The sequence below is a fragment of the Kribbella kalugense genome (genome assembly GCF_004365875.1).
Lineage (GTDB): Bacteria > Actinomycetota > Actinomycetes > Propionibacteriales > Kribbellaceae > Kribbella > Kribbella kalugense.
Map to the genome: position 1 here is coordinate 937,001 of NZ_SODF01000001.1, position 12,471 is coordinate 949,471.

Below are 12,471 nucleotides of genomic sequence, written 5' to 3' on the forward strand. Positions count from 1 at the left end.
GAAGGAGTACGCCATGCCGCCCACCGCCCTCAGCGCTTTGTCACGGACCAGTCGATTACTGCTGATCGGGTTCTGCATCCTGGCGCTCCTCCTGCTCGTCCCACCAGTCAGGGCGAGCGGTCAGCCCGACAGCACCGGTCACGAACTCGTGGTGAACGGCGGATTCGAAGCCGGCAGCGACCCTTGGCAGTTCACCGCGGGCGCAGGACGCGCGACCAACAACCCACACACGGGACAGGGCCTCGCCTACCTCGATGCCGGCACCGGGTACAAGGTGTCCCAGCCCCTCACAGTCGATGCCGACGGCAACTACACCGCGTCCGCGTGGATTGGGGTGAACGGTGCGGGTGGGGTATTCGGGCTTCGCGACACGGACACTGGCGACGTCCTGGCGTCCCAGAGTCTGCCCGTCATTCCGTCGTACCGGGCGTACTCGCTCGAGCCGGTCGACCTGTCCACCGGGCAGCACGTGGAGGTGTTCGTGACGAGCAGCACCGAGAACTGGATCAACATCGACGACGTCTCGGTGTACGACGACCTGCGCGAGCTGCTGAGCTTCAAGGTGGACGGCCAGCAAGGCCCATCGGTGATCGACCACGATGCCCGCACCGTGAGCTTCCAGCTGCCCTACGAGTCCGACCGGAACGCCGTGACAGCCGCCGTCGAACTGCCTGTGGGCAGCACGATCACCCCAGATCCCGCGCAACCCCTGGACTACACCCAGCCCCGGCAGTTCACGATCACCGACAGCAAGGGCAACCATTCGACGTGGACAGTGACTGCGGTGGAGGAACACAAGAGCATCGTCATCAGCAGTTCGAACGACGAACTCGTCGACACCTTCAACTGGGCCAAGTGGCGGGCCCGGCAGCACGTCCAGACCGGCAAGCGCGGCCCTGTCGACGTCGAGGGACCCGTCCCGCCCGACGCACGCCAGGCCGACTACATCCCCTCCTACTGGGCGGGTTACGCCAACAGGACGGCGTTCTACATCCGCGACTACGCACACCAGGCCGCCGGAGCGCACCTGCTGGGGCTTGACCAGGAGAACAAGTCGATGCTTCAGGCGTACGCCGCCACCTCGAACGAGACGCGGAACTGGTACCCGTTGTGGGCGCTGAACTTCGACGGCAGCCCGTACTTCCTCGACCACCCGAGCGACGACTACTTCGTCCGCGAGGTGCCCGCAGTGTTCGAGTTGGTCGACAAGGCCGCGGAGCAGTATCGCTGGACGGGGGACCGGACGTACCTCGATGACCCCGCGCTCTGGAACTTCTACACCAACGCCGTCACCAAGTTCGTCAAGCTGCACGACACCCAGCTGCCGAACGGCGTCGCCGAGGGAACAGGCCAGGGGATCTGGTACGGCGCGGCCAGCTACAACGAGAGATCCGACGCGGACATGATCGAGGCCGGCGACGGCATCGCGACGCAGTACCAGGCGTTCCGTGGGTACGCCGACCTGGCGCGGGCCCGTGGTGACGCCGCGATCGCCAAGCAGTTCGACACTCGCGCCGCCGAGCTCTTCAAGTATTTCAACAAGGATTGGGGAGTCGCGCTCGGCTCGGACGAGTACGTCCGCGGCCGCACCCCCGACGGCGCCAAGGTGGCCGGCTGGGGCCAGGAGAACTCGATGTTCATGGCGTACGACGAGATCATCGACCCGAACAGCCGCAAGACCAACGACTTCCTCGACTACATGTTCAAGAAGTACACCGAGAATCGGCCGAGCAACATCGAGTCCAGCACCTATGTCCCGGACGTGATGTTCGCCTACGGCCGGTCCGAGCAGGCCTGGTCGCGGATGAAGGACATCATCTCTGTCCTGGGACAGCCGCACGAAGTTCCGTCGCAGGGCACGAACGGCGACTATCCCGAGGTGAGCTACACGCTGGTCTCCCAGACGGTCGAAGGACTCGCGGGCATCGTTCCGAACGCACCGGCGAACGCGGTCTCCACCCTGTCCCGGCTGCCCAAGGAGATCGGCTGGCTCAACCTCGACCACATCACCGTTGGTCAGCACGATCTCGGCGTACGGCATGAAGGCGCGACCCGGACCACCGTGACGCACAACAGCGGGCCTAAGCCGCTGAAGACGACGGTCAGCTTCTACGGCGGCTATGCCCAGATTGCGGTGAACGGCCGTCGCGTGCAGGCGGAGCACACTCTGCAACGCGGCAAGTCCGTCAGCTCGGTCACCGTTTCCCTGCCGGTCGGCGCTCACGTGACCGCCGAGGCGGTGGGCCCGAACGATCAGAAGCGTTGGGGCGACGCGATCACGACGTCCCCGGACGACTTCGCGTTGACGTCCCCCAAGGACGGCGGCGACAGGGTCTCACCCCGGACTGCGGTACTGCGCTGGAGCCCGTCGGCCAACGCGACGGAGTACCGGGTCACCGTCGCGAAGGACTCGCAGCTGAGTGACGTCGTTCGCAGCTGGACCGTGAAGGGGACCACGGCTTCAGCTCCCAGCCTGATGCCGGGACGCGAGTACTACTGGTCGGTGACGGCGGTGAACGCGCGGACCCATCAGGAGCTGCCTGTGCCTGGGCTTCCGCACAGCTTCCGGACCATGCCGGCCGCTGCGCCCGCAGCTCCGACCAACCTCGGCGCCTATCGGTCCGGCAATCGGGTGGCGCTCAGCTGGAAGAGTGCACCCGACGCGTTGACCGCCGGCATTGAGCGAGCGCCTGTCGGATCGGAGGACTTCAAAACGGTGGCCGAGTCGGTGACCGGCGACGGCTGGGTGGATCGTGACGCCGCCGGCGGGCCGTGGCGGTACCGCGTGACGTCGGCGAACGAGCGCGGGGCCGGCGCGCCAGCTCAGGCCGACGAACAGTCGCTGCCGACGGATCTGACGGCGACCGCGCTCAGCGACCGGGAATGGGAGTCGGCGACCATCGGCTGGGGATCGTTGGGCCACGACCGCTCGGTCTCCGGCGGGCCGATCGCGCTGGCCGGCGTCCAGTACGCGAAGGGCATCGGAACCCATGCCAACTCCGAGATCGTCTACAAGCTCGATCCGGCCGACGTCCGGTTCAGCGCAATGGTCGGAGTCGATGACTTCCAGCGGAACTCGCCGTACTCCTCGGTGGTCTTCCAGGTGGAGGCGGATGGCAAGGTGATCTACGAGTCGCCCGTGATGCGCGGTGATTCCGATCCGCAGAAGGTGGACCTGGACGTCCTGGGCGTACAGCAGCTGACGCTCCGAGTCACCGACGCGGGCGACGGCAACAACTCCGACCACGCCGACTGGGCCGACGCGACCCTGCGTCGGTTGCCCTAGGCATCGGACGGTACGCCGGGTTGCCGGGAGATGTCGGCCTTGACCAGGACCAGAACCGCGACGAACGCCGAGGAGATCAGCCCGAACCCGATCCAGAACGCGACGTGATAGCCGTGGATCGCGGCGAGCGGATTGAACCCGGACGACGAGAGGTGATGAGCCACGACGTACGACGTGACCGCACTCGCGTAGAAGGTGTTGAGCAGCGCGGTGCCCAGCGATCCACCGATCTGCTGGGTCGAGTTGAGCACCGCGCTGGCGACTCCCGCGTCGTCGTTGCTCACCCCGGCGAGCGCGAGGCTCGAGAGCGGCACCGTCACCAGCCCGAGGCCGACGCTCATCAGCAACTCTCCGGGCAGAACGCTGGTAACCCAACTGCTGGTGTCAGAGATGAGCGTGAAGGTGCCCAGACCGATTGCGGTCAGAGCGAGCCCGACCAGCATCAGCGGCTTGGGTCCGGTGCGCGGCAGCAGCGATGACACCACGGCGGAGGTGAGGATGATGCCGACGCTGAACGGCAGGAACGCGATACCCGACTTGAGTGCGCTGTAGCCCCGGTTGTACTGGAAGTAGTAACTCAGGAACAGGAACATCGCGAACAGTCCGGCGAAGACCAGGAGCGAGGCGAGATACGAGCCGCCGCGATGGCGATCGAGTACGACGCGCATCGGCAACAGCGGGCTCGCCGTACGCAACTCGACGAGCACGAACGCGACCAGCAGGACGACGGCGCCGACGAGATAGCTGATCACTTCGACCGAGAGCCAGCCGACACCGGGCTTGGCCGCTTGGGTGAATCCGTACACGAGGGCGACCAGCCCGGCCGTGCCGAGGATCGCGCCAGGGATGTCATAGGAGCTCCCGCGGCCGGCCTTGCTCTCGGAGACCAGGATCGAGCCGGCGATGAACGCGCCGATCGCGATCGGCACATTGATCAGCAGGCACCAGCGCCACGACGCGTACTCGGTCAGCGCTCCGCCCAGGATCAGGCCGATCGCGGAACCACCTCCCGAGATCGCGCCGTACACCGCGAACGCCCGGGACCGCTCCTTCACCGCGGTGAAGGTCACCGTGATCAGTGACAGTGCGGCGGGCGCGAGCAGCGCCGCGAAGGCGCCCTGGAGGGCCCGGGCACCAAAGAGCGTCGCGCCGTTCTGCGCCGCGCCGCCGAGCGCCGACGCCGCAGCAAACCCGAGTAGCCCGGCCAGGAACATCCGCTTACGGCCGCTGTAGTCGGCGATCCGTCCGCCCAGCAGAAGCAGACCACCGAACGCCACGGTGTACGCCGTGACCACCCACTGCCGATCAGCGTCGGAGATACCGAGGTCGCGTTGGGCCGAGGGCAGTGCGATGGTCACGACAGTGCCGTCGAGCACCACCATCAGCTGAGCGATCGCTATCACCGCCAAGGCCCACCATCGGCGGCCGCCTGACGCCATGACTAGGGCCTCAGAACAATCTTGCCGCGGGTATGGCGGCGCTCGAGCTCGGTGTAGGCCTCGCGGACCTGCGCCAACGGGAACAGGTCTGCTACCGCGCCCATGCGGATGACCGCCTCACTCGGGTTGATGCCGGCCGCCTTCACCCGGACGAGGACCTGCCCGTCCCCGGGGACCGGGCGCGGCACCTCCTCGACCCGCAACACGTCGATCCCGCCGAACCCGTCGTACCTCACTGCCTTGGGCATGTCAGATCTTGTCCAGTTCGGCCACCGCGTTGGGTGGGAGGGCGAGGGTTGCGCCGGCGATGTTCTGGCGTAGGTGGTCGACCGACGAGGTGCCGCCGATCAGCAGCAGGTTCGGTGAGTGCTGGAGGAGCCAGGACGCGGCGACCGCTGTCGGGGTCGCGTCGAGTCGTTTGGCGACAGACTCCAGTACGTCGGACTGCAGCGGCGAGAAGCCGCCGAGCGGGAAGTACGGCACGTACGCGATCTGCTGCTCGGCGGTGGCCACGAGCACCGCCTCGTCCGCCCGGTTGGCGATGTTGTAGAAGTTCTGTACGCACACCACCGGGGCGATCCGCTGCGCCTCGGCCAGTTGGTCGAGGCTGACCGTGCTCAGGCCCAGGTGCCGGATCAGGCCTTGCTGCTGCAGTTCGGCGAGCGCCTCGAAACCAGGGGTGAGAGTGTCCGTAGCCGTCGCGGTGTCGACGAGCCCGACGAGGGTCCGCAGGTTGACGACGTCGAGTACGTCGAGTCCGAGCGACCGGAGGTTGTCGTGGACCTGCGTGCGCAGCGACTCCGGTGAGTTTCCGGGCAGCCAGCCGCCCTGCTCGTCGCGGACCACCCCGACCTTCGTCACGATGTGCACGTCGTCGTACGGCGAGAGCGCTTCCCGGATGATCTCGTTGGTGATGTGCGGCCCGTAGCCGTCGGCCGTGTCGATGTGATTGACGCCCAGCTCGACCGCGGTCCGCAGCACCTCGATCGCGGCGGCGCGGTCGCGCGGCGGCCCGAGTACGCCCGGGCCGGCGAGTTGCATCGCGCCGTACCCGATCCGGTTGAGTTCGAGGTCCCCGACCCGGTACGAGCCGGCCCGCGCGGCCCGTGGGTTGGTGGTGGTCATGGATCGCCCTTCGATCGGGATCGCTATCACGCCGTTCTATCGGCGGGCGGGGTGAGTGGCAGTCACCTGATTCCAGTGACTTACCGGGTCGCCGATGCGTAGTCCGGGAGGATGCCGAGCTGCGCGTACAGGGTGGTGAAGGCGATGTGGCAGTCGAAGACCTCGATCTTGCCGTTGCGCAGCCGCCAGAAGTCGGCGGTCGGGAAGTCGATCTTCGCTCCCGTCGGCTGGACCAGCCCGGCGGGTGTGTCGAAGGCGCCGAGGAAGGTGCCCTGGATCGAGAGCTGGATGCTGACGATGTCGCCGTTCACGGTGATCTGCTTCAGTTCCCGGTGTACGTCGGGAAGGAACGTGCCCATCCAGGTGATCAAGCCGCCCAGTTGCTCACCCCGCAAGGTCGACTGGCCCTCCACGCCGCCGATGCCGTTGAGGACACCGTCATGAGCGAACAGGTTCATGAATCCCTGGGCGTCCAGGACATTGCCCTCGCCGGCGTGGTAGGCGCGCAGGACGACCGCAAGGTTGGCCTTCTCGTGCTTGGTCAGGTGGCGGTCGGTGAGCGGCAGCCTGGTCAGGTCGCTCGCGCTCGAGCTCGTGCTCTCGACTCGCGCGGCGCTGACAACGGACGGCGGGGCGCCGATGGTAAGAGCCACGGCCGCGACGAACGCGCTGATCGTCTTCCAGCGATGAACCTTCATAGTCCTGTCCTCCTGTGGTCTTCAGAGCCGGCGGACCTCGATCAGCTCCAGGCCGAGCGCCTCGATCTCCGCCAGGACGCCGTACAGCGCTGAGCGGTCGAGCAGCCCGGTGAGCACGGTGTCGGCGCCGCGCCGCCGCGACTCCAGCGCCGGGAATGCAGTCAGCACGGTGGCGCCGAGGTGGCCCCGGATCCGGATCGCATACCGGGCGGGCATGGGGTCCATGAGGCACATCGTCAGTGGCGGTCAGGTGATCGCGCCTCACTGGGATGAGGTGACTCGGGGCTATTTGGTACGCGCTATTTGGTACGGCGTCCTGCCGCGAGCAACCGCAGTTCCCGCGCGCGCCGTACGGCCGACGAGCGGTCACGAACCTGGAGCTTGGCGTAGATGTTGCGCAGGTGCGTGCTGATGGTGTTCGGCGAGACGTACAGCTGGCCGGCGATCTCGTGCCGGGACAGGTTCGTCGGGAGGTAACGCAGTACTCGGAGCTCGCCCGGGCTGAGTTCCGCTGTCGGTGGCAAAGAGGACGACTCTTTGGCCGGCGGGGGAGCGCCGTGCAGGCTGTCGAGGATCTCGGTGAGCAGCGCGGCGTGCGCTGTCTCGTGCCGCGGCAGCGCCTCCAGTAGCTCCCGGGAGCCTGTGATCGCGAAGGGGAGGACCAGCCGGTCGGACTCCGCCAGGGCCAGCGCCTGTTCAGCCGCCTGGTTGGCCGCGCGCCGGTTGCCGAGCTCATGATGAGCGAGGCCGGCCAGCAGGTGAGCCTCGATGACCGTCACGTCCCCGAAGACCAGCGCCGTACCGTCCAGAACCTCGGCAACCGCGGCCAGAGCAGCGGCCGGTTCACCTTCCGCGAGACGGATCACCGCGAACGCGTTGCGGATCTCACCAGAGCCGGCCCGCTCGTCGTCGAGCGTCGCGAGCAGGGCGCGCGCCTCGCCGACCATCCCGAGGCGGGCCTGGGTGGCCAGCAGCCACCGGGTGGTCCGAGTCGCCAGCGCCGGTGAGTCCTCGAGCTGTGATCCCAGGTGTTCGGCCACGCCGAACTCCTCGAGCGCTTCTTGATGGCGGCCGCGGCCGGCGTGCAGCAGGCCGGCCGTCTGGTGCAGCAGGAGCGTGATGTCCGGGCCGGTGTCTGTTCGGAGGGCTTGTCTGGTTCGCTGCAACCATTGCTCGCCCTCATCGAACTCACCGGTCCAGATGAGGGTTGCGGCGAGCATGATCAGCGCGGGCGCGATCACCGGCTCCGTCCCCCACCCGTAGCGCTCGGCGAGCGCGATCGCCTCCCGACAGCGCCGCTGGGTCTCGGCGAACGACTGCAGGACCAGCGATGCGAACCCTAGTTGCGCCAGGCAACCAACTTCGAGATAGGGGCGGCCGATCTGCCGGGCCAGCGCGGCGCCCTCCCGCAGGTGCCGTTCGGCATCGGGCGCGGCCGGCAGCCCGAGCGTCCACGCCTCGGCGGTGCCCAGGTTCATCAGCGCCACCGCGCGCAGATCGCTGCCGAGCGCGATGTCCCCGTCGAACTGCCCGGAGGCCAGGAAACCGGCCTGCTCGATGACCCCGGCAAGCTGGCCGCGCCGCCTGGCCAGCGAGAGCGTCAGTGACGCGACCGCCACCTGGAGGCGACGCCGGCGCTCCGGCGGCGTCGCCTGGACGTGCGCTTCGGCGAGCGCGAGCTGTGCGGCCGCCTGGTCCAGACGTCCCTGCTCGAGGTCACCCATCGCGCGCACGAGGGCCAGCTCGGGGTGATCCGCGCCCTTCGGGAAGTCCCGTACCAGCGCCTGCATGGTCTGCGCTCGCCCGTCGAGCGTCAGGCTGAACGCATGATCGGCGAGCAGCCGGGCCGCGTCGACCCAGTCGCCCGCCTCCCGGGTATGCCGGATGGCCTCGACCACCTGGCCGTGCGCAATGAACCATTCCGCCGCGCGTCGGTGCAGCACCGGTACTTCCTCGGGAAGCGTCGCCCGCAGCTGCAGCCGGAGGAGATCCGAGAACAGGTGGTGATAACGGAACCACGTGCGCTCGGGATCCAGCGAGACGACGAACGCGTTCGCGTCTTCGAGTTCGAGCAGGGTCCCCTCCGAGCCGGGACGGCCGGTCAGCAGGTCCGCGAGTTCGCCATTGACTCGGTCTAGCAAGGACGTTCGTACCAGCAGATCTTGTACGTCGGGTGGTCGGCGCTCGAGCATCTCGGCGATCAGGTACTCGGCGACCGTGCGGTCGTTGCCGGAGAACTCCGCAACGAACCGCTCCGGATCGGGGTGACCGGCCAAGGAGAGCGCGGCAAGCCGAAGGCCCGCTGCCCATCCCTCAGTCCGCTGGTGCAGCAGCGCCGCCCCAGACGCCGACAGCGTGATGCCCGCGGCGTCGAGAAGGTCGCGGGTTTCGCGTTCGGAGAAGCGCAGATCCGCGGCCCTGATCTCCGCCAGCTCGCCGGCCAGACGGAGCTGATGCAGCCGCAGCCGTACGTCGTGGCGCATGGTCAGGATCGCGTGGGCCTGAGGAGGAAGGTTCGTCAGCAGTCGGGTGAGCTGGGCGAGGGCTTCCGGCGAATTGAGCTCGTGAAGATCGTCGATGATCAAGGTGACGCCGCCGGCGAGTTCCGACAACACCTGGTCGACCGTCGCCTTTGCGTTGAAGTCAGGTGTCGCTGCTCGTGGTCCTTGACTGATCGCGTCGAGGACAGCCAGCCAGAACTCCTGGTCGTCCTGCTGACCGCGTTGTACCTGCACAACCGCGACACGGTGCCCCGGTCGACCGGCCCACGCGCGCAACAGGCTGGTCTTCCCGCTGCCGGCCGGAGCCGAGATGATCGTCACCTGCCGCGTCGACGCGCGATCCAGGGCAGCGACAAGGTCACCCCGGTCGATCAGCCAGGGAGCTGCTGGAGCCACCGTCACCCCTCTCGCCATCTACGGTCGCACAACCCGGCCGGTTCAGTGGATCGTTAGCGCGATCTTTGGTGGTGCAGAGACCTCTGGCGGCCTGCCGGCCTCGGCGCGGACCTCGAGCGAACCATGCGGTGTCGGCACCGATGCCTGGGCCCACTCGAGGCCGCCGAGCTGCGGAGCGACCGTGACTGCGGTCATTCCAGGTGCTGTTGGCCGGACGCCGAGCAGCGTCGCGACGTAGTGGTACAGCGGGTGCGCACCCCACGCGTGACAGTCGCTGCGAGTCGGTTCGGGGTGCTCGATCACGGTACGCAAGCCCTGGTCCAGCAGGCCGAACCAGAGTCCGAGCCGGTCGAGCAGTACGTCGGTCCGCCCGATCCGGTGCAGTGCCTCGAACAGGTAGTGGTCGAAGTACACGGTGGTCCGCTCCAGCGGCTCCTGGAGCATCGCCCTGACCGCCGTCTCGCCGTACTTCGCTCCGGCGAGTAGCGCCAGCGATTGCGCGTGTTCGCTGAACGCGGTGTGCCCGAGGTCATCGGCGTACAGCCTGCGGTCGGTGTCGTAGAAGTTCTCGTCGGTGGCTTGAACGAGGCTGTCGGCCAGCTGCGAGTATCCGGCGTCCGGTTCGCCCAACCATGACTCCAGCTCGGCGACTTGCCGTGCGACCAGAGCCAGCTGTAGTTGCAGTACGGCGCTCACGCCGCGCCCTGGGCCGGGCCAGTCAGGGTGTACTTCGCCGTCCTGGACGATCCCGGGTGGTGTGCCGGCGTCCCAGCCGGGCACCCAGTCGGTGAAGTTCCAGCCGTGCAGGGCGTGGAAGATCCCGTGGTCGTCGACGGTACGGCGGTGTGCGTCGAGGGCCGCGCGGACTCCCGGCATGAGTTCGGTGACGAAGGCCAGATCACCGCGCCACAACGCGAAGTCGTGCACCATCGCCACCCACCACAGCGTGAACGGCGGGATGGGGGAGGCCTGCCGGGCCGGCGTACGGGACTGGACCAATCCGTTGGCGTCCTGGCTGTGGGCGAAAGCACGCAATGCCTGCCGGGCGAGGGCGTCGTCGCCGGTGGTGGCGTAGGCGACCAGGCATTGCAGGCGGGTGTCGCCGGCGTACTGAAGCTGCTCGTAGTACGGGCAGTCCATGGTCGTCTCGTGGCTGCACATTTGCAGCGTCCGGAATGCGAGTACGCCGACCTCCGCGAGCCGCGGGTCGCTGGCGGTGAAGTGGCTGCGGTCCTCGTACGGATAGTGGGTCTCACGGAACCGGAGGCCGGTGATCGTCAACGGTTCGGCCGCGGTGGTGACGAGAACCTCGACGTACCGGCCGGACTGCCACCACAGGGTGCTGTGGCACTCGCGGCCGCCGCCGGCGATGAAGAGGTCACCAATGCCGTCTTCCTCGAGCCCTGGCCGACCGAACAGCTTGCCCTCGACAACATCACGATGTCCCTTACCTGCTTCAGGATCCGTCTCGTACAGCGACTCCTGCCAATGCAGTCGTACTTCGGCATCGCGGCCGCCCTCGAGGTCGAGGAAGGGGTACGCGCAGACGTACTCGTCGAGATCGATCAGCACGCACCGACAGGTCCCGGGCGGCACCACCAGCGCCGTACCGCCGAGGAGTTGTTGCCAGTCACCGGCCTCATCGTCCAGATGGTCCGCCGGATCGACGACACGATCGTGGGTCGGCTCTCCTGCCGGATGCTCGGCGACATGGCGGACACGGGAGCCTTCGGCCCACCGCTGCGCCGGTGCAGGCAAGCGAGCCGGCACCAGCAACCGCCCTTCGGTGCCCGACCTGCTTGATCGGGCGAGGTCGCCCCTCGCAGCCGGCGACCAGTCGAGGGTGTCCTCGCCGGTCTGCCAACCCCACGGATACGTCCGGCCGTCGCTGACGTGCCTGGCTCCGCAGCCGTACCCGTCGCCTTTCGGCCGGCGGCCGTGGCCAGGCAGTGCGGCCGCCTGCCAGTCCGCCGTACCGGTGCTGAGCTCTTCGGCTGCGAGGAGAAAGGTAGGGCCGTCGCCAAGACTCAACTGCGCCAGCGGTGCGTCGTCCCCGAGGCTCCACACGCGGGCAGCAAGCCAGTGCCCGCCGGCCGGCAACCGCAGCCGGTAGCTCTCGAACGCCCAGTGCCCGACCTCGCCCCGAGAAGGACCGCGGCCGAGGAGGTCGCCGTCGAGCCACAGTTCGTACCGCTCGTCGGCGGACACGTGGACCACGACCTCAGCCACCTGGGCGCACTCGACCCGCAACCGGAAGCCAACCACGTCGCCGTACTCCGTCGCCCGGATCCAGCGCGCCGGCCAGTCGGCTTGTCCTGCGAACGGGTCGTCTTCGAGCTGCACCTGCTGAACGTCAGCGGTCATCGACACAGTCAATGCGCGTTCGCGGCTTCCGTCCAGGCGACACGACCGTACTCACCCTCGGTCGAGGGAGGCGGTTCACTCCGGCGGGGGAGGGCTCGGGGGTGGTGTGGAGGCAAGCATGGACGCATGACGATGGCGAGGACTCCGGTCGCTGACAAGCTTGAGCAGCGGCCGGTGCCGCGATGGGCGAAGCGTCTGGCACACGTGATCCCGTTGCTGGTGCTGCCCTCCGGTCTGTGGCGCTGGGCCGTCGCGTTTGGCTTCCCCATGGGCATGGTGAACAGCGCGGGGGAGCTCGAGCTCGTGCGGGGCTGGCCGGCGGTCTACGTCGCCTTCATCAGCCTCCTATCAGAGGCTGTCGCGCTGACCGCCTTCGGACTGGTCCGCCCGCTGGGAGAGGAGGTCCCGCGGTGGCTGCCGTTCTTCGGCGGCCGCACGGTTCGTCCGAAGGCGGTCATCGTTGCGGCCACAGCCGGTTCGGTGGCGCTGATGTTGATCTGGACGGTGGGGTTCTGGGAGGTCTGGACAACTGGTCGGCCAGGCCCGATGGGCAGCTCGTTCTGGGCGGCCGTCTTCACGGCCTGCTACGCACCGCTGAATCTCTGGGGTCCGGCCCTACTCACGCTGACGTGGGCCTATTGGCGCCGCAGCCAGTGAATTCG

Annotated in this window: 9 protein-coding genes; 2 read left to right on the plus strand and 7 right to left on the minus strand. The window is 67.9% G+C overall.

Going from position 1 to position 12,471, the window contains the following annotated elements; genetic code table 11:
- Positions 1-13 precede the first annotated feature (13 nt).
- Positions 14-3,286, plus strand: coding sequence for an NPCBM/NEW2 domain-containing protein (locus EV650_RS04340; RefSeq protein WP_134115541.1), 3,273 nt, complete (start codon positions 14-16; stop codon positions 3,284-3,286).
- Here the strand turns inward: EV650_RS04340 and EV650_RS04345 are convergent.
- From EV650_RS04345 to EV650_RS04375, 7 genes are all read right to left on the minus strand, one after another.
- A complete protein-coding gene (locus tag EV650_RS04345) occupies positions 3,283-4,689 on the minus strand; it encodes an MFS transporter (protein WP_202874391.1) in 1,407 nt (468 codons plus the stop codon). The genes EV650_RS04340 and EV650_RS04345 overlap by 4 nt on opposite strands.
- 38 nt (positions 4,690-4,727) lie before the next feature.
- Positions 4,728-4,973, minus strand: coding sequence for a hypothetical protein (locus EV650_RS40645; RefSeq protein ID WP_202874392.1), 246 nt, complete (start codon positions 4,971-4,973; stop codon positions 4,728-4,730).
- 1 nt (position 4,974) lies between these two features.
- Positions 4,975-5,850, minus strand: a complete 876-nt coding sequence (locus tag EV650_RS04355; RefSeq protein WP_134115546.1) for an oxidoreductase — start codon at positions 5,848-5,850, stop codon at positions 4,975-4,977.
- Between the two features lie 80 nt (positions 5,851-5,930).
- On the minus strand, positions 5,931-6,548 hold the full coding sequence (locus EV650_RS04360; protein WP_134115549.1) for a nuclear transport factor 2 family protein: 618 nt from the start codon (positions 6,546-6,548) through the stop codon (positions 5,931-5,933).
- A gap of 21 nt (positions 6,549-6,569) precedes the next feature.
- A complete protein-coding gene (locus EV650_RS04365) occupies positions 6,570-6,773 on the minus strand; it encodes a DUF8691 family protein (RefSeq protein WP_134115551.1) in 204 nt (67 codons plus the stop codon).
- 74 nt (positions 6,774-6,847) lie between these two features.
- Positions 6,848-9,445, minus strand: a complete 2,598-nt coding sequence (locus EV650_RS04370) for a winged helix-turn-helix domain-containing protein (RefSeq protein WP_202874394.1) — start codon at positions 9,443-9,445, stop codon at positions 6,848-6,850.
- A gap of 42 nt (positions 9,446-9,487) precedes the next feature.
- A complete protein-coding gene (locus tag EV650_RS04375; protein ID WP_134115556.1) occupies positions 9,488-11,809 on the minus strand; it encodes an alpha-L-rhamnosidase-related protein in 2,322 nt (773 codons plus the stop codon).
- Positions 11,810-11,935: 126 nt separating this feature from the next.
- Here EV650_RS04375 and EV650_RS04380 point away from each other — a divergent pair, with 126 nt between their 5' ends.
- On the plus strand, positions 11,936-12,466 hold the full coding sequence (locus EV650_RS04380; RefSeq protein WP_134115558.1) for a hypothetical protein: 531 nt from the start codon (positions 11,936-11,938) through the stop codon (positions 12,464-12,466).
- The last annotated feature ends 5 nt before the right edge of the window (positions 12,467-12,471 follow it).